We start from the raw sequence: 17,533 nt of genomic DNA, 5'->3' as shown, positions 1-17,533 counted from the left end.
GGCATTATGAAAATTGTTCAATTAACAGTCATTTATTTAGCCATTATTTTGCTGGCAATGGGGCTATCTTTATCAGGGGTGCGGCTATCCTTTTCCCTCGGTATAATTGCTTTGTTCGTGGTAGCTATTATTTATCGTCATGTACATATTTTATATCGAACAAACAATATGGAACTTGTAGATAAATGGGTGAAGCGCCGTCAGAAAGAACCAATATTTGCGGCTCTCTATGCATCCGCTTATGAAACGGTAGACGAACAGATTCGTGCTATGGATGTCATCATCCACCATTATAAGCAGCCAGCTATCAAAAACAATTACCTATTTACGAAAGCGATTATGGAAAAAAATCTTGGAGCGGCAAAGGCTGCTGCCCAGCAAATTAACAAGGAGCCATTGTCAAGCTACGCCCTTTGCTATATTGCAGCCATGGAAGGTCGAACGGCAGCTATGAGAAGTGACAAGCTGACACAGCCTTGGATGCAACCTGCTGTAGAGGCAGTTTACGCCCATAGCCAAAACAATAAAGAATTGTTCCGCCAATGGGCTGATGCTAGCATCGAACAAGCGCGTGGTGTACAAAAGTATGGTTTAATACATAATTTTAGACAAATGGAAAGAGAATTGGATGGTGAATAACTATTTGGTATACTAAATAAAACATGAAACGTATGAGGAGTCGATCATTTGAAGGTAAATAGATATCCTACAATTGTTCATAAGGGGACGAATGCCTAAGTTAGTGATGATCAATGAGCACCGACTAGTGGAAGGTGGAGAGGTCCGTCTTACAGTGGTTGATACAATAGTCTAAAGTCAATCGTGGTTCGGATAAAGAGATGAAAAATGTTCTTTTGAAGGTGGAACTAGAAGTAATCGTTTTGTAGAGCGAAACGGTGAATGGGTTAAATCATGATCAAAGCCTAATACTATTAATTTAGAAAAACAAAACGGAACCCTTTCTCCAAAGATGAAAAAATCGTCTTGGAGGAAGAACAATTGAGTAGAAAAACTGAAAATACAGCATTTCATTGTGAGCAGTGTGGGCTGGACGTGATCCCATTAAACAATGGTAGTTTCCGCAATCATTGCCCACATTGTTTATATTCTAAGCACCTAGATATTATACCTGGTGATAGAGCCAATCCATGTAAAGGGTTAATGCAACCGATTACTATTGATTATTCATCTAAAAAAGGTTATCAAATTGTACATCAATGTAAAAAATGTGGTCACCTGTCACGTAATAAAGTTGCCATCGATTGCATACAAGAGGATCAGCTTATTTTATTTATGCAATCCATAGAGTAGTTTCATGTTTGGAAGACGTATTAAAGAGCCACTCTTTAATACGTCTTTTTTAATGCTTTTTATTCAATAAAATGCCTCGTACGATTCCCATACTGAAAATACCACAGAGCAAGAAAAGAAAGAGATACGCATGCCATTGCTGTAAAATACGATCGTGCCCAAGTGCGATCGTAAGGTCATTGAAAAGGGAGTACGTAAAGTACAATAAAATACTATTTTTTATGAGACAAAATGTCATGATGCCATTTTGACGCTGACTATGGGACAGCGGCGGTTTATTTTTACGCATCACAGGATAGGCTGCTTTCATCTCTAAATAGTGCAAAAGTAAAAATAGCATAAGTGCAATAAAAGGTAAATAAAATATGGCGATTTTTGGTCCGAATTGTGCGTGGTCACTCGTAAAGCTTTGTAAAACTGGAATCGTTGCAGGAAGCTTTTGATATTGAATCAGTGTAGCTGTGAAGCCAGCTAAAAAAATGATGGCCACGACGATCGTTAGCTGGTGACAAAAGCGTGGTGTTGGTGTTTTTTGTTGTGTTTGCATCCTTGCCCTCATTTCCATCCTCATTCAAAATTACAATCTGTTATACTGTATCATAGAATGATTGCTTTTGTGAGAGAGAAAGAAGGATATGATGGAATACTTGTTATTTTTATTCATTGGAATCATTGGGAATGTCATTGGTACATTAGTGGGTGGCGGTGGTTTAATCACCTTACCAACGATGATGTTAATGGGGGTGCCAGTTCATTCTGCCATTGGCGCCAATAAAGTGTCCAATATGGTAAGTGCTTTTTCGAGCTTTTATACGATCTATAAACGAAAAGAATTAGCATGGTCAGAAATGCAGCCAGTCTTATTAGTATCGTTAATCGGTGGAACATTGGGTGGACTTTTTGCTTCGTTTATGAGTAGCCAAGCATTGACGTTTATTGCCATCGTTTTACTAGGCTTTGCGTTAATGATGTCCTTTATGGGTGGGGCTGATTTTGGCCATAAAGAACTCTTTAAGATGAATCGAAAAAATGGTCCAATCCTTCTTGGAGTTGGTTTTTATGATGGTATGTTTGGGCCTGGCAGTAGTACACTAGCCCTTTATACATATGCTCATGAGAAAATTTCTTATATTAAAGCAGTTGGACTCTCAAGGGTAGGTGTATTCGCCATGTGCTCAGGAGCAGCAATTACTTATATTGCTACGGGAAAAATTGAATGGCCACTTACATTGATTTTAATGGTAGGCTCTACGATTGGTGCGCAAATAGGCATTGTTTTAGCGAGAAAGGTGAAAGCAAATCAAGTAAAACTCCTACTCCGTATTGTAACCATTGTGTTGATCGTACAGCTTGTTTATGATTTTATACAGCAGTTATAGGAGGTGATTGTCCTGTTTGAAATTACACCATATCCTACCTTTTCGTGGTCACTGTCACGCCATAAAACGCTAACAAGCTGTGCCCGTAAATATGGCTATGAATATTATTTTTCTCATAACGGGTGGCTGAGCTACAATGTGGAGCCTTATCATCAACTTGTTTATCGTTTGAAAAAGCTGCAGCCCATGCCTATTTTATTTGGGCAAATTGTTCACCGTTTTATTGAGCAGGCTATTAATGATTATTTACAAACTAGACAGCCCCCCACATTAGAGGAGCTGATTCATGGAGCTAGAGGACAGCTGAATGCGGCATTTATAGATTCTACTCGCCATCTTGAATCTTGGAGGCACAAGCCAAATAAATATTATATGATGCAGGAAATATACTATTCTGGCAAACTTTCTTCTGACCTAGTACAGGATTATAAAGAACGAATCCAGCTTGTCTTTGAGCATTTTTTGATAAGTGAAACATTTCAACAAATTACATCACAAAGAGGCTCTTTACGAATTGGAGAACCAGAACAATTTCGCTCGATGAAAATCAACGATATCCAAGTGTTTGTTGTAATGGATTTTCATTACTTTAATGAACTAACAGATAAATGGGTTATCGTGGACTGGAAGACGGGGGGAGAGTCAGATGATGATCGTCAGCAATTAGCCCTCTATGCCTATTATGTGCAGCAAAAATATCGGGTGCCGCTTGAGCAAATCGAGGTCTATAATGAATATTTACTAACGGGAAAACGGAAAAAATATAGCTTCACCGATATTGATATGGAAAATATTTTACATACATTTCAGTATAGTGTGTTAGAAATGAAAAAGTATCAAGCCGATATTTTTTCCAACGAGCCTGTAGACCTTGTGGATTTTGATCAAACACAAGAAAAATGGCATTGTCGTGGATGCAATTTTAGAGAATTATGTGCGCAAAAGTAGAAATGGAGCATCGCCTATTTTCATTTGTACAAGAGGAGGGGGAAAATGATAAGAAATAAAAAGGCGCTTGTTACTTCCATTATCCTTTTAGGAATTTGTATGTGTTTATTTTTCCCATTTCCTAATTATCAAATGCTGAATGCTCGAATTTCTTTTATGTCGTTTCCTATCCTCAAAGATGAGGGCTATGTGTTGCTTGGTATACTTGGTTCAGTTCTCTTTATCCTTGCTGTGATTTTATTGGTCAAAGGTATAAAAAAATTCCATCTGCTTTCGATTGGTGTAGTGCTAATCACCTTTACCTTTTTCCCTTTACTTCTGATAACCATCTATCAAGAGACTTTCGCTAGCGGCATCATGGCGATTTCCTATACAGAGAATGGCGAATGCCAATTTGATGTAGTTAGCCAACATATATTACAGGGAGAATGTCATCTTGAATTACAAAATCGAAGTAATGAAGCGGTGTCATTTGAGCTAGAGTTTTTAGATGATCATTTAACGGAAAAAGGACAGCGTATGGAGTCGCTCATGAATGTAGCTGGTCCTTATTTTATGACGATTGAGCCTAACCGTAAAAAGTCCATTCATATAAAGGAATTCCTTGATGTATCTGAAGTGCCAAACCATTTTATTCAAGGTGGAGGTTCGTCGTATATACATGTTAAAATTATCGACGGGAAGACTGCACGAATTTTATAAGAAAGTGTTGTTAAAACAGTTGAAGTGTAGGTAGTAGCTTAGGAGTTGCATGTGCAGCTCTTTTTTATTTAACTTCTGAGCGGTTTAGTTGAATAAGAAATGAAATGATTTATGTTAAAATAATGGAAGAAAAAACCATGATGGGGTGAAGTAATGGTGTTTAGAAAATATTTGAGTATGTTTTCATTGTTATTATTTTCTTTGTTCATTCTTTTTGCTTTTATTACCCCCATTGTAGTGAATGGAACCTCTGAAATTGGGGACATTGTGGTCATCTCCTTAATATTAGCTTCATTTCTAGCCGCTCTTTTTAGCCAAAAAGGGAAGTTGAAAATAGTGGCTTTAATTGTTTCCTTGATGCCAGTCCTTTTACTAGTAGGATACCTTTTACTTCCTAGTAGATTGTAAATCAGGCTGCTCTTTTTTATTTAAATGAAAGAACTAGGGATAAAGTTGTCTATATTTTTTTGAGTATGACTCTCTTTTGAAAGGAAATGGCTAGTATAAAAACGAGTTATGAATCATATATAAGAAAAGTAGGCAATAGTATGTTCATTTTTTAAAATCATAAGGGGGGATGAATATGGCTAAACAACTAACCATGTTTGAACTTTTGATAACTCCTATGAAAAAAAATCCAGATGATCGTATGAAAAGTGTTGAAAAGCAAAACGTAGTGGCTCCACGTAAGGTGGGGTATATTGTGCACAGATAAGTTCCTAGGTTGTACGAAGTGGCGCTAAATGATTGTGATGGCGGAAAACTGAATTTGCATTTTTAATTATTTTGTATTAGATTATAATGTATTGATATTTCGAAAGGAGGCAAAAAGTGATGGATACTATTTTTAGAATGGCTGCAATGGAAGTAAAGACATTTTTACAATTAGCTGATGTCAATTCAACGGGACCAGTCTGTCTTTTTTTAGCGAAACTTCATATAGAATTCAGCAACCGGAAGCTTTTTGCCCTTGTATTTAATAGATAAAGTTTTTTTAAAATACTCTATGCATTTCCTGACGCCGGTTTTCTGGCGTCTTTTTGCGTTTTAAAAAAAATAATTGACCAAAAAATTTTTGAAAGGGTGAGACTATTGCTGAAAAAGTTAAGGCAATTTAGGAATGTTTCAGTGTGCCAAGCGCTTCTAATTTAAAAGATTAATTAGAAGCGAGGAATTTTAAAATGAATAAACAAACTATTTTTACTTCAGCATTTCTTTTATTATTTATGAGTAACTTTTTAACTTTTATAGGATTTGAAATGTTACTACCTATTCTACCTGCCTATTTGATGAGCTTACATGCTTCTCCCTTTCAGGTAGGGTTAGTGACTACAGTATTTACAATAGGCGCTATTATTATTCGACCTTTTGTAGGCTATTATTTAGTCGATAACAATAGAAAAGGTTTAGCTATGGGGGCAGGCATAACGCTAATGATTATTACAATCATTTATCCCTTTATGAACACGATTTGGCTCATTCTACTGTTACGGTTTTTCCATGGAGCCACATGGGGAGTGTCGACTACTGCAAATAGTACAATGGCGGTGGATTTAATTCCTAAAACTAGATTAGGTGAAGGGATAGGCTATTTTTCTATTTCGACAACCGTAGGAGCTATTATTGCCCCTAGCTTAGGCATTCTACTCTATCATTCTTTTTCTTTCAGTATATTAATCTATTCTTCTTGCATGCTTTGCCTTTTGGCAGTGATAGCACTTCAATTTGTTTATTCGGCTGAACCGGTTAAGCATGAGAAACAGCCATTTCAATTTATGGAAGCAATTTTTGAGAAAGAAGTATGGTTTCAAGCATTATTGACTGTTATGACGACGCTTGGCTTTGGTGCAATTATTACCTTCCTAGTGCTATACGGCGAACAAAGAGGATTAGATCATATTTTTTTATTTTTCCTTATCAATGCAATTGTTTCCACCTTACTACGTCCCTTTACAGGAAAATGGTTTGATAAAACGGGGCCATGGTCTATTATCATTGTGTCAGCAGTAGTAGGGTTTTTATCATTGATGGTGTTGTCTTACGCGACTAATAGTTGGTTGCTTATTATCGCAGCCATCCTGTTCGGAGCAGGCTATGGAACAGTTATGCCTTGTTTACAAACATGGACTGTTCAAAAAGTCAGTGAGGCAAAAAGTGGTGCGGCTAATGCAACATTTCTTTCTAGTTTTGATAGTGGAGTTGGCATTAGTGCCTTTATATTAGGGCTTTTAGCTGAATGGATGAGTGTAGAGATGATTTTCCGTCTTGTTAGTCTAAGCTTTCTACTTGTTGCTCTGTTCGTTTATATAGATGCTAAGAGAACGAGAAAAAATAATCACATACAGACTACAAAATTTTAAAGTCCATGATGGGGTTGGCAGGAAATTTTAGTCTGAAAGCAGAAACTAAATAGAGGATCACATTATCTCTTCATGTTTGGCAAAGGGGGCGAATGCTATAGAAATATCGAAAGGCGTAAAGGTACTGGAACTGAATTATCAAGGATTCATGATTCATCCTACGCTTTTGTGGGATCAAGATATGGCTGTTTTAATAGACGCAGGTTTTCCTGGACAAATGGAAGAATTGCGAGAGGCTATGGCACAGGTTGGTGTTTCATTGAACCAGCTAAGGGCGGTCATTCTCACGCATCAGGATGTGGATCATATTGGTTGCCTGCCGGATTTAATAGATACATGTGCACAGGAAATACGAATATACGCGCATGCACTAGAGCAACCTTATATTCAAGGGAAACTACCCTTATTAAAAGATGCACATTTAGAGAATCCTCCTAAGGGGCGAGTGGATAAGACTTTAAGTGATGGTGAGGAACTGCCGTTTTGTGGAGGTATTCAAATCATCCATACACCTGGGCATACGCCGGGACATATTAGCCTTTATTTGACACAAAGCAAAACGTTAATTGCCGGAGACTCGCTATACAGTGTTGATGGCAATATTGTGGGTATCCATGAGCCATCCGTATTAGATTTGGCGGAAGCTCAGGAGTCTTTAAAAAAATACCTAGACCTCGAAATTGAGACGGTTGTTTGCTATCACGGGGGCATAAGTAGAGGAGCGGTCCTTGATCAGCTTCATCAAGTGCTATCATAAACAAGAGACCACTCCAATTATTGGGTGGTCTCTTATTGTTATTCGGTAAGAGTTTCTTCAAACGATTTTCGCCCGGGGCTTACTTTGTTGATATGAATATCGATTTTACTGATGGAATCCTTGGTTAAAGGGATTTTGCCATCCTTCTGTATTTTTTTCCATACCTTCACATTGTCACGATAGAGATATTCTGACAAACGAAAGACGTCTGCATCCAAGTTTAAGCCTTCCTCAAAAGTAGCCATAATTTCCTTTTTGACTTCTTTTTCCACCTTTTTCCTGATTTGACTCGGTGTCACTTTCCCTTTAAAGCCATTCAAAATGGTGTTAAATTTTAAATACACTTCAAATTTCACTTGATTGTTTCGAACAATCGGTTTGACATTGACATCTAATTTTTTAATATCAACGGTTAAGTAGTCACGTTCCTCACTATTGTCTAATTTTATCGTAATTTCCCCTTGCTTCGTTGCATTATTCATCCATTCTATTCCTCGAGCTGTATTGCCTTTAATAAAACCCTTGAAACCGTTCTTTGAAAGAATGCCCACACCTGCAAAAACGGTTTCAGTTCGGGATTCCTTTGCCGTTTCCCAGTCTTGATTGATGGAAATGAATGGGACTTTCATTTCATGATTTGGCTCATTTAACCCAATGACTAGCTGTCTCAAGTTAACAGGCTCTACAAACGACTCTTGTTTTGAAGTATTTTTAGGATTACTCAATTTGGTAGAAGTAGGCGATTTTTCAAGAATAGGAGATGCTAATAATACTTCCTCGATAGGGTCTTGTGTACAATAGACCCAAATATGGTATCTTGTTTCTCGAAAGCGTAAAAAAGTGTCGATAATGGGAATGGCATGTTCACTTTCCATTGCTTTTTCCGAGAAAAGGAGAAAGGTCATATGTCCCCAAAAAACTTCTTGGTCCATTGAACGATACAATTTATAAATGGCTTCTTCGATAGTTTTTCCTGTAGCTTTACCGACTTCAGTTGGTGCTGCTTGTGGGTTCGATTGTTCGATTTTTGCTACGTTGGCGAAGTTCATAAGTTGGATGTACGCTATATATTCATTATCCTTATAATCAACACCAACACCTTGCACATAATACATCCGTTGGGGTTCTGTTACATCCCAACAGCCTGACATGAGTAGTGTGGTCGTAAGCATTAAAATAACAAGCAATATATTTTTTTGGCTCATATGTCTCCCTACTTTTTAAAGTTCCTATTATTTATTTTGTACAACTAATAGGTGTATTATAAGTAGAGATTATAAGTATGTAAGGAAAAAACCAAATAAGAAAGTGCTGCTCGCGATGTTTACGCGACAGCACTTCATCATTAATGGAAATATTTTTCGACACGCTGAACGACATCGTTAGCTGAAAGCCCATTCGCATCAATGACAGGACCCTTTATAATTGGATCACTAATCCCCATGACGTCTCGGTCCTGACCAGTAATGATGCAGGCATCACATTTTTTAGCATCCTCTTCATTTCGAAGCTGGATGACTTCATAGCCTTTCGCTTTTAAAGCATCTTCAATATTGGATAAAGACTCTTCAACACCAATAATTCTAGACATAATTTGTCCACCTCCTATAAGTAATGTGCCATTACATGTAGCGCATTATTCATATTATTTTTTTGAACGTGGATCATGACTGTTAAAGTGACAAACTATGATGATGAGAAATCTCCTCTTCATCATGGTTGCTAATGGTTTGTCTGTTAAAAATTCATTATCTTTCAGATTATGCTTGGCTGGAAATGCAAATTCTGATTGAGCCTACACAACTTTTTTTAAAAGTACAAACTAAAGGATACATGGTACTTCCTCCTGTTACATGAACCCTATACTGAGGAATATAGTTACTACATAGTGAACATACATACAAAGGTGGTGAACAGATGGGCATTGCAGAAGTATTGACCATTGTTTTTGTCCTATTAAAGGTAACGGATATTATTACTTGGTCATGGTGGCTTGTTTTATTACCGACCATACTATCATTTAGTGTATATGTAATCATCATGGTGGTGAAGCTCATTATGGTATTGGTAGCTGTATTCGTGGTGAAAAAGCGAGATGCGACGAGATAAAAAAAGGGTGGTAAGCATAGTCGAATAAAAGGATGACTACCCTTACCACCTGATTATTTGCTTAGCTCGTAGGTTTTTATAGCGGGAGGAACAAAATTTTGACATTGATCTAAAAGCGCTGTAGCTTCTGCCTCAACAATTAAGGCTTCCCGATATTGGGCCTTTAAAAATTGTTCCTGTTGCATATGATCAAAAAATGAGATTAATAAATCGAAATACTGTTCAATATTGAAAATGGCGCAAGGTTTTTGAATGAGGCCGATTTGATTCCAAGTAAACACTTCAAAAAATTCCTCTAGTGTACCAGGACCACCAGGCAGGGCGATAAAGCCATCTGCTAGTTCCATCATTTTACTTTTGCGTTCATGCATGGTGTTGACAACAATCAGCTCTGTTAACTGCTGATGAGCAATTTCACGCTCCTCTAACAAGGTAGGAATCACACCAATAACCTTTCCACCTTCCTGTAGCACGGTATTGGCCACTGTTGCCATAATGCCGACGCTTGCCCCACCATAAATAAGGGTAATTTGACGTTTGGCTAACTCTTTCCCTAGCTGAATTGCACCTTCACGATAGGCGTCTAAAGCGCCGATACTAGATCCGCAAAATACTGCGATACTTTTCATTGTTGACTCCTCCATATCTGATGAGATTCTTTTATAGTATAATTTAATTTGAATAGGAAAGAAATGGAGGGGGAACGAAAATGGAGTTAAATGAGTTTCAACATTGGGTAAAGGACTACTATGAAAGCCGCGGGTGGTCAGAGCTTAACATATTTACACGAATTGGCTTTTTAGCTGAAGAAACTGGTGAGGTAGCTAGAGCAATACGAGCATTAGAAATTGGCCGAGATCGACCAGATGAAATTACACCAACCTATGAGGAAAATAAGCAAGAGCTCATTGAGGAGCTAGGCGATGTAATAGGGAATATTATTGTCATTGCCAATCAATATGATATACCACTTGAGGAAATTTTTGTCGCGCATCAGGATAAACTATTGAAACGTTATCAGGATTAGGAGGAACTTCATTTCGATACGCATATTTCTATTTTATATGAACCGTATGATGATTTTACGAATTTTTTACATGATAAAATTCGTAGCTTTAATAATGAGCATTCTCCATATCATCGGGAAAGTAGACAGAAGGGAGCGGTTCGTCCTCTCCATTTGATCGTAACGGATCAACAACAGCAATGGGTCGGTGGTTTGACCGCTGAAGTTTATTGGGGATGGCTGGAAATACATAAATGTTGGTTTCAAGAAGCGTATCGGGGAAAAGGCTTGGGCAGTAAGCTGCTAGCACAGGTAGAAATAGCCGCACAGGAAATGGGTGCTAAGAAGGCTTTGCTTACAACCTATTCGTTCCAAGCTCGTACGTTTTATGAGGAAAGAGGCTATCAAGTAGTGGGGGAAATAAAAGATTATCCGCCTGGCAGTAGCTACTATACAATGGTCAAAACATTTAATGCTAAAGAAGGCTGTCTCTAAAAATAGGCAGCCTTTTCTAATTGATGTCACCTAAATAAATAGTGGTTTGTAGCCCTTGCTCATATCGCTGAAGCTGTGGAATTAATAATTTGGGATATAGTGGGAACTCGTGGAGCCTTGCCACTGAGACCCATTCTGTCCCAATTTGGTGACTATCTGGATTAGTGGGTTGGGGCAATTGCTCATGGAGCTGACATAGAAAATAATATTCTACTTGATGAACATCCGCGTCAAAGGCAGCATGCTCATGATTTTTCCCAATATATTCGCGGATAAAAAGAAGCTCTCCAATATGCACAGATGCGCCTATTTCTTCAAGGCATTCTCGTTGGAGAGTCGCATGAAATGTTTCACCATGCTCTTGTCCACCTCCAGGACAAAGATAAAAATGTTCCTCCGAAATTTTATTTTTGATCAGCAAGATGTCACCATCAACGAGGATGATGGCTTTGACAGAATTTCTTATCATAGGAACCTCCCTAGCTTGGTTAATTTTTTATGTCTATGACTAAAACGTTCCATGAATGTCTACCTTAATAAAAAGGGGAGATGAAGCGTGTATTCAATGTCCAATTTTAAAATACTTGTTGAAAAACAGACTGAGATTGATACAATTTATCAAAATTGTGATGATTTAATCCAATCAACGGTCACGCCAAAACTAGATGCTGAGGTTGATCAGTTTTTACAGCTCGTTGAACAACATCTAACAGAGCAAGGCTTTAACATTACGAAAACTTCTACAGGCCTCATCGCCCATTTTCAAAAGGCGGTCATTAATATCGATAAACATTCAAAGCATCTGGAACAATGCTTTTTTATTAATTTAAATAGCTACGCAGAGGATCAGGTATCAATTGTGTTAGATATTTCACCTATTATGCTACCTAAAATCTCGAATCAGCTTGACGGCTATACGGATATTATTGAGCAAATGACAGATAAGTTAAAGCAAGCCAAAAGTCTTGAGAAAGCCTGTATGAATCCAAAATTCCTTTATAAGACTCAAAGCAATAAGGTGTTTCAATCCGCACAAGAAGTTGTGGATCACTATTTTCAATAAAAAAGAAGCCACCCTGTAAAACAGGGTGGCATTTTTGTTTTAGTAGATAAGATGCCCGCTAACATCCATTATCGAATATATTTTTTTGCACTTAACCACATCATGGTCGTTAATCCCAAGAAATAAAGTGGCATCGTCAGCAAGGATTCATTGTGAAGCAAACTCATACCATATGTGATCATACTGACAAGCAAGTAATAGCCGAGACTAAAGATGGCGCCTGCTGTTCCAATGACGTCCTGAAAGTTTACTAATGCTAGACTTAAACAGTTAGGAAGAGCAATGCCCGAGCCTAACAGCAAGATAAAAACTGTACCCATAATGCCTATGGCTAGCATACTTGTAGGCAATGGCAAAGTACAGACAATTATTAAGAGGAAAGCCCCTATCAACATCACCGAACAACCTATATGAATAATTTGTTGAGGTAAACGTGTGGTGATAAGTCGCTTAGAAATCATAGCCCCTATAATCGAGGCCAATGCTACGATGATGCCAAGAAAACCATAGAGACCCGGCGTCATCTGAAAGTAATCAATGAAAATAAAAGGTGCCTCCGCATAATAGCTAAATAGCACACCGTTAATGCCCCCAATGACCAAACCGTAGACAAGAACGGTCGGGGAAGCGAAAATGCGTTTGACGACAGGCCAAATCGCTATTCTTTGCCTAGCAGTTGGTTGCGTCGTTTCAGGTAACCTAACAAAGGCATAGATGAACAACCATATACTCATGACCACTAGGACAAAAAATACTGCCCGGAAGCCAAGGGCTTGATCCACCCAGCCCCCAATCAATGGTCCTACCGCAGGAGTAAACGCAATGACTGCGGAAATTTGTGCAAACATTGCATGTCGTTTATGACCGGCTACACTTTCTCGCAAAATGGTTTGCGTAATAATAGAGCCAGTAGCAGCACCGAATGCTTGAATAAAACGACTTACAATGAGAAAGGAGATTGTGTCCGCAAAAAAACATAATGCGCTCCCGATTCCATAAAAAATTAAACCGCCTAACATGGCAGGTCTTCGGCCAATAATATCAGAAATCCATCCCCAGCTAAAAACACCGAATGCAAATCCAATAAAATAGATGCTTAAGGTTAATTGGACAGAACTATTGGATACACCAAGTGCATCTGCAATGTCCGGTAGAGATGGTGTATAAATGGTTTCACTAATTTGTGGGAACGCCACAAGAACAATCATTAACAATAAAGATGGTACAGCCTGTTTTTTCAACATATTGCCCTCCTACAAGCAAATTCTACTCTGTTAGTGACAAGTAGAAAGCGTAGCTAGGGAACCGGCGGGACCATTATTAGAATACGTTCATAAGATAGCATGTTGAAATCACCTTTATATGCTTAATGTAGGAGTGCATAGTCAGCTTTCTATTATAAGCTATTTTATAAATTTTATATAGTAATATTTGTTATTTCTATTAAAATTTAAGAGAAATGACTTGTGCAAAAAATGGGAATTTCATAAGATGGAATAAATATATTTTTTGTAATAGGTGATAGTATGTATCGATCATGGTGTATGAGAAGTCGCCTTTATGCTTGAGATTAAAGGATATAGAAGTGGGAAGGGGGAAGAAGGATGTTTCCAAAGTTAGAAACAGATCGACTAAAATTAAGAAAACTGACGCAGGCTGATGTACCTGCCATTTTTCATTGCCTTTCCAATGTGGAGGTAACACGCTATTATGGGCAGGAACCTTTTATTGAAAAACAGCAGGCTGAACAGTTAATCAAGCTTTTTGACAAAAACTATGAGGAAAAGAGAGGCATACGGTGGGGTATTGAGCGTAAAGAAACTGGCGAAGTCATGGGTACGATTGGTTATCATTTATGGTCTGCTCCACACAAACGAGCGGAAATCGGCTATGAAATCCATCCAGATTACTGGCGACAGGGATATATAAAAGAAGCCATTCAGCAAGTAATCGCCTATGGCTTTGAACACATGAATTTACAGCGGATTGGGGCTGTTGTGTATTTAGAAAATGAAGCATCCAATCAGTTACTGCTGAAGCTAGGTTTTCAGCAAGAGGGAATTCTAAGAGACTATATGGTGCAAAATGAAAAAGCATATGATACGTTTATCTATTCTTTATTAAAAAAAGAAGTAGCCACTAGGTAGATTGATTTGTTTCCATAAATTGAATAACAATTCTTAACAATTAGGCGCAATTCTGCAACAAGAATTGTGCTTTTAATCATGACAAGAGCCGTATTCTTAGACTATATGTGAAAGATACCGTGAACAAATGTACGTAAGCGAACGGCAGAGGAAAAAGATTTGAATGTCGTTATTTTCATTAAATGTATAATGTGGTGCTTATTAATAAGGAGTGATACAATTGAAAATTTATCCTGATTGCCCTGTTATTGATAAGTCAATAGAGGTTGGTGGACTAACGAAATGGCAGCTAATTCAAAAGTTACAAGAGCATTCTATCTCGATGAATCATTACGGAGAGAAATTATTATCTGATGATAAATTTATTACTTCTGAAAGAAAGTATAGCCTAAAAATTGTTGAACTTGCTGTTAGAAATCTTGGTTTTCCTGATGGAGCCACGATGCCTCAGCTTATTGAACAAGCAAACAAACTTGGCTTGGATTTATGTCCTCTTGAGGTCGGACCTTACGTAAGACTTGCATATTTAGACCAACCTGAAAGTAAATCAGGGAATCCTCAACAACAAAATCGAGCGCCTTCTGGGTCCATCACAATTGCCTCAGAAATCGTAAGTGATGAGGAGGATTTTCCTAAAGGATTTTACATTAGAAAAATAGATGGAGTACTTTGGCTACGTGGATATCTTGCTGACGACTTGCATGTTTGGAATCCTGATGATCTATTTATCTTTCGTAATCATTCAGAATAATTCAATGTTGGCAATTAAAAATCAAGATGAGGAAATAACAGAAATCCCCCTCACTGTTTTAATGATGAGGGGGGATGTTAATTATTTAACTAATGCTAGCAAAAACTGATCGCGATCCGATTCATCCTGCATTTTACTATCCACTAACATTGCACCTGATTGAACATTTGTCCTATCATTGTCAACAAGGAATTGCACATTGACCTTTGCAACCTTATTATTAACGGAGCAATCTCCTTTGAACTCGACTACATCCTGTCTTTTTTGTGTTTCAAAATAAACCCAATAGGGATTTTCGCAGGCAGCAGCAAAGCCATTTTCTAAAGTTTTTGTACTATTTTCATAAGTATAGTTTTTTACATATGTAATATATTCATTGTCAGTAATATCCTTTTGTGGACCATAGAAGTACCAAAATACCCCTAAAATGCCGATTGGTACAATCCACAATATATTCCTTTTACTCAATTTCCCCATACCTTGCCTCCCCCTTTATGAGAATATTTTAACATTTTCCTTCGTATTTTTGCTAGCTTACGATAATATTTTCTAAAGTGTGAATCGTTTCTGTTGATTTCACATGCTTTGTATTCATTCATTAGATATGATAACGTTAGCTGGTAGAATGATTTATGATTCTTAGGGTTGGATTGAGGAGGTTTTTTCATGCATAAAAGAAGACGTGGCTTGCTCCTATTTCTTGTGCTGATTTTAATGGGTTTGCTCTTTTTTATCGGTATGAAGATGCGACCAGCCACACAAACGACTAGAAATTCGGAGTCACCCCCAATCCAGGAGCATAGCGATCATGCAACTGAGGGCGGCGATACCGGAAATCTTGACGTAGTCATTCAGGATATTGTCAACCTAGCAGGAGAAGGAAAAGTACCTGATGTGCCATTTGTCGCAGGGGAGTCAGATAGCCGTACGGTTCATCAGCAATGGGGGGACCCTCAGCAAGTAACGGAGTCCGCTAATGGACAATACGAGGATTTTCTTCAACAAGAGATAACGATTGGCTTTCAAAGTACAAAAGCTTTCGATATCCGTTCATTTAAAGCAGATATAAGGAATATTCATTTAGCAGATATTAAAAATAAATTGGGCGAGCCTGATGAGGTCCGCTATTATCAGGACACAAAGACCAATCAAATTATTTTAGTGTATCAGGTTAACGACCACTATCAACTAAAGTGGATTTTGCCAAAGCCGACTGACGGTGATGCCAATCCTGCTGTTCATCACATCTCTGTCTATACAGCAATAACGGATGATATAGCAGAGACAATCAACCAGATGACATTGGATGAAAAGCTGGGTCAAATGATGTTTGCCGGTGTTTCGGGCACATCACTTCAGCAAGAGACAACGAGTTTAATTCGTGATTACAAGGTTGGAGGATTGATTCTTTATGCCAATAATCTTGAAACACCACAGCAAACAGTCTCACTGATGAATGATCTAATGGCAGCGAACGGGACTAATCGACTACCATTATTTTTGGGAACTGACCAAGAAGGGGGCAAAGTAGTCAGATTACCAGGGCCGTTAAAAAATTTCCCAACAAACCAAAAGATTGGGCAAATCAATCAATCACAATTCTCCTATGAGATTGGTCAATTATTAGGGGAACAATTAAAGGCATTTGGCTTCAATCTAGACTTCGCCCCTGTAATGGATGTGAACAGCAATCCGAACAACCCGATTATTGGTGATCGTTCGTTCTCTAATAAGCCTGATATCGTTAGTCAATTAGGAATTCAGACTATGCAGGGGTTAGAAAGTCAGCAGGTAATTCCAGTCATTAAGCATTTCCCTGGTCATGGTGATACATCAGTAGATTCTCACTTAGAGCTACCCAAAGTGTCGAAAAGTCTAGACGATTTAACTAAGCTAGAGCTTATTCCATTTAAAGCGGCGATTGATAAAGGCGTTGATGTGGTTATGGTCGGTCATATTTTATTACCTAAAATCGATCAACAATACCCTTCATCGATGTCAAAGGAAATTATTACTGGGATTTTAAGAAATCAGCTTGGCTTTGATGGGGTTGTAATGACTGACGATATGACGATGAAGGCCATTACGAATCATTTTAATATTGGGCAAGCTGCTGTAGATTCTGTGAAGGCGGGTAATGATATTATTTTAATTGCCCATGAATTCGCCAATGTCACAGCGGCCATAGATGCATTGAAGGCAGCCGTAAAGAACGGGGAAATCACAGAGCAGCAAATTAATGACAGTGTCCGTAGAATCATTCAGCTGAAAGAAAAATATCAGCTTGTGAATCAGCCAGTATCAGCAGTTGATCTTAATAAGCTCAATGCACATATGGACCAAGTATTAAATACGTATTTGAAATAAGAGGGAAAGGGACATACATATCGATATGTATGTTCTTTTTTTGAAGGGTAGAAGAGGATGAGCGCATGGATCAGGTATTTACATTAGCTAGTCAATTGACGAACCACACCTTGATAGTGTAACTATTAAGGTGTTTTT

The 17,533-nt window shown here is 38.0% G+C and carries 23 protein-coding genes; 16 read left to right on the top strand and 7 right to left on the bottom strand.

Annotated features, from left to right (window positions below; translation table 11 throughout):
• Nucleotides 1–6 precede the first annotated feature (6 nt).
• Both AC3CH7_RS01165 and AC3CH7_RS01160 read left to right on the top strand, forming a co-directional pair.
• Nucleotides 7–639, top strand: a complete 633-nt coding sequence (locus tag AC3CH7_RS01165; protein ID WP_012294050.1) for a hypothetical protein — start codon at nucleotides 7–9, stop codon at nucleotides 637–639.
• Between the two features lie 360 nt (nucleotides 640–999).
• On the top strand, nucleotides 1,000–1,311 hold the full coding sequence (locus AC3CH7_RS01160; RefSeq protein ID WP_031419777.1) for an RNHCP domain-containing protein: 312 nt from the start codon (nucleotides 1,000–1,002) through the stop codon (nucleotides 1,309–1,311).
• A gap of 49 nt (nucleotides 1,312–1,360) precedes the next feature.
• On the opposite strand, the gene AC3CH7_RS01155 is transcribed toward AC3CH7_RS01160, so the two are convergent.
• Nucleotides 1,361–1,858 (bottom strand): DUF1648 domain-containing protein, encoded by a 498-nt coding sequence (locus AC3CH7_RS01155; protein WP_447402842.1) that lies wholly within the window; start codon nucleotides 1,856–1,858, stop codon nucleotides 1,361–1,363.
• 91 nt (nucleotides 1,859–1,949) lie between these two features.
• Between AC3CH7_RS01155 and AC3CH7_RS01150 the strand changes: the two genes are divergently transcribed.
• The 7 genes from AC3CH7_RS01150 to AC3CH7_RS01120 all read left to right on the top strand — a co-directional run bounded on the left by AC3CH7_RS01150 (nucleotide 1,950) and on the right by AC3CH7_RS01120 (nucleotide 7,457).
• Entirely contained in the window at nucleotides 1,950–2,690 is a 741-nt protein-coding gene (locus AC3CH7_RS01150) for a sulfite exporter TauE/SafE family protein (RefSeq protein ID WP_036215674.1), read from the top strand.
• A gap of 3 nt (nucleotides 2,691–2,693) precedes the next feature.
• Nucleotides 2,694–3,638, top strand: a complete 945-nt coding sequence (locus tag AC3CH7_RS01145) for a PD-(D/E)XK nuclease family protein (protein WP_488381518.1) — start codon at nucleotides 2,694–2,696, stop codon at nucleotides 3,636–3,638.
• A 45-nt stretch (nucleotides 3,639–3,683) separates the two neighbouring features.
• Nucleotides 3,684–4,340 carry a hypothetical protein gene (locus AC3CH7_RS01140; protein ID WP_488381517.1) on the top strand — a complete coding sequence of 219 codons (657 nt, stop codon included), beginning with the start codon at nucleotides 3,684–3,686 and terminating at the stop codon, nucleotides 4,338–4,340.
• 583 nt (nucleotides 4,341–4,923) lie between these two features.
• On the top strand, nucleotides 4,924–5,055 hold the full coding sequence (locus AC3CH7_RS01135) for a hypothetical protein (protein WP_257216143.1): 132 nt from the start codon (nucleotides 4,924–4,926) through the stop codon (nucleotides 5,053–5,055).
• Nucleotides 5,056–5,174: 119 nt separating this feature from the next.
• Nucleotides 5,175–5,327, top strand: a complete 153-nt coding sequence (locus AC3CH7_RS01130; RefSeq protein ID WP_012294057.1) for a hypothetical protein — start codon at nucleotides 5,175–5,177, stop codon at nucleotides 5,325–5,327.
• A 194-nt stretch (nucleotides 5,328–5,521) separates the two neighbouring features.
• A complete protein-coding gene (locus AC3CH7_RS01125) occupies nucleotides 5,522–6,700 on the top strand; it encodes an MFS transporter (RefSeq protein ID WP_488381516.1) in 1,179 nt (392 codons plus the stop codon).
• 97 nt (nucleotides 6,701–6,797) lie between these two features.
• A complete protein-coding gene (locus tag AC3CH7_RS01120; RefSeq protein ID WP_036162693.1) occupies nucleotides 6,798–7,457 on the top strand; it encodes an MBL fold metallo-hydrolase in 660 nt (219 codons plus the stop codon).
• Nucleotides 7,458–7,495: 38 nt separating this feature from the next.
• Here the strand turns inward: AC3CH7_RS01120 and AC3CH7_RS01115 are convergent, their stop codons facing one another.
• Both AC3CH7_RS01115 and AC3CH7_RS01110 read right to left on the bottom strand, forming a co-directional pair.
• A complete protein-coding gene (locus tag AC3CH7_RS01115) occupies nucleotides 7,496–8,662 on the bottom strand; it encodes a Ger(x)C family spore germination protein (protein WP_198696011.1) in 1,167 nt (388 codons plus the stop codon).
• Between the two features lie 140 nt (nucleotides 8,663–8,802).
• Complete coding sequence (locus AC3CH7_RS01110) at nucleotides 8,803–9,048, bottom strand: YkuS family protein (RefSeq protein WP_012294061.1); 246 nt, start codon at nucleotides 9,046–9,048, stop codon at nucleotides 8,803–8,805.
• A gap of 326 nt (nucleotides 9,049–9,374) precedes the next feature.
• On the opposite strand from AC3CH7_RS01110, the gene AC3CH7_RS01105 reads away from it, so the two are divergent.
• Nucleotides 9,375–9,566, top strand: coding sequence for a hypothetical protein (locus tag AC3CH7_RS01105; protein WP_012294062.1), 192 nt, complete (start codon nucleotides 9,375–9,377; stop codon nucleotides 9,564–9,566).
• A 53-nt stretch (nucleotides 9,567–9,619) separates the two neighbouring features.
• Here AC3CH7_RS01105 and AC3CH7_RS01100 read toward each other — a convergent pair whose 3' ends face one another.
• On the bottom strand, nucleotides 9,620–10,195 hold the full coding sequence (locus AC3CH7_RS01100) for an LOG family protein (protein WP_031419819.1): 576 nt from the start codon (nucleotides 10,193–10,195) through the stop codon (nucleotides 9,620–9,622).
• Nucleotides 10,196–10,275: 80 nt separating this feature from the next.
• On the opposite strand from AC3CH7_RS01100, the gene AC3CH7_RS01095 reads away from it, so the two are divergent.
• A complete protein-coding gene (locus AC3CH7_RS01095) occupies nucleotides 10,276–10,593 on the top strand; it encodes a MazG nucleotide pyrophosphohydrolase domain-containing protein (protein WP_012294064.1) in 318 nt (105 codons plus the stop codon).
• A 24-nt stretch (nucleotides 10,594–10,617) separates the two neighbouring features.
• Nucleotides 10,618–11,067: a GNAT family N-acetyltransferase gene (locus tag AC3CH7_RS01090; protein ID WP_197149480.1), complete on the top strand. Its 450-nt coding sequence runs from the start codon at nucleotides 10,618–10,620 to the stop codon at nucleotides 11,065–11,067.
• Between the two features lie 16 nt (nucleotides 11,068–11,083).
• Here AC3CH7_RS01090 and AC3CH7_RS01085 read toward each other — a convergent pair whose 3' ends face one another.
• Entirely contained in the window at nucleotides 11,084–11,536 is a 453-nt protein-coding gene (locus AC3CH7_RS01085; protein ID WP_197149470.1) for an NUDIX domain-containing protein, read from the bottom strand.
• 96 nt (nucleotides 11,537–11,632) lie between these two features.
• Between AC3CH7_RS01085 and AC3CH7_RS01080 the strand changes: the two genes are divergently transcribed.
• Entirely contained in the window at nucleotides 11,633–12,130 is a 498-nt protein-coding gene (locus tag AC3CH7_RS01080) for a hypothetical protein (protein ID WP_012294067.1), read from the top strand.
• Between the two features lie 68 nt (nucleotides 12,131–12,198).
• On the opposite strand, the gene AC3CH7_RS01075 is transcribed toward AC3CH7_RS01080, so the two are convergent.
• Entirely contained in the window at nucleotides 12,199–13,371 is a 1,173-nt protein-coding gene (locus AC3CH7_RS01075; RefSeq protein ID WP_481276628.1) for a multidrug effflux MFS transporter, read from the bottom strand.
• A 363-nt stretch (nucleotides 13,372–13,734) separates the two neighbouring features.
• Between AC3CH7_RS01075 and AC3CH7_RS01070 the strand changes: the two genes are divergently transcribed.
• Together AC3CH7_RS01070 and AC3CH7_RS01065 are read left to right on the top strand one after the other, a co-directional pair.
• The gene (locus AC3CH7_RS01070; RefSeq protein ID WP_012294069.1) at nucleotides 13,735–14,277 is read left to right on the top strand and encodes a GNAT family N-acetyltransferase; all 543 of its coding nucleotides are present in this window, start codon (nucleotides 13,735–13,737) and stop codon (nucleotides 14,275–14,277) included.
• 220 nt (nucleotides 14,278–14,497) lie between these two features.
• A complete protein-coding gene (locus AC3CH7_RS01065; RefSeq protein ID WP_481276345.1) occupies nucleotides 14,498–15,028 on the top strand; it encodes a helicase in 531 nt (176 codons plus the stop codon).
• Nucleotides 15,029–15,109: 81 nt separating this feature from the next.
• Here the strand turns inward: AC3CH7_RS01065 and AC3CH7_RS01060 are convergent, their stop codons facing one another.
• Nucleotides 15,110–15,505, bottom strand: coding sequence for a hypothetical protein (locus AC3CH7_RS01060; protein WP_012294071.1), 396 nt, complete (start codon nucleotides 15,503–15,505; stop codon nucleotides 15,110–15,112).
• 189 nt (nucleotides 15,506–15,694) lie between these two features.
• On the opposite strand from AC3CH7_RS01060, the gene nagZ reads away from it, so the two are divergent.
• The gene (nagZ, locus tag AC3CH7_RS01055; RefSeq protein ID WP_481276346.1) at nucleotides 15,695–17,395 is read left to right on the top strand and encodes a beta-N-acetylhexosaminidase; all 1,701 of its coding nucleotides are present in this window, start codon (nucleotides 15,695–15,697) and stop codon (nucleotides 17,393–17,395) included.
• Nucleotides 17,396–17,533: the final 138 nt, after the last annotated feature.

It is taken from the genome of Lysinibacillus sp. F12 (assembly GCF_057773605.1).
The sequence above is the reverse complement of the archived record's forward strand: the minus strand, read 5'-3'. Positions and strand labels throughout refer to the sequence as shown.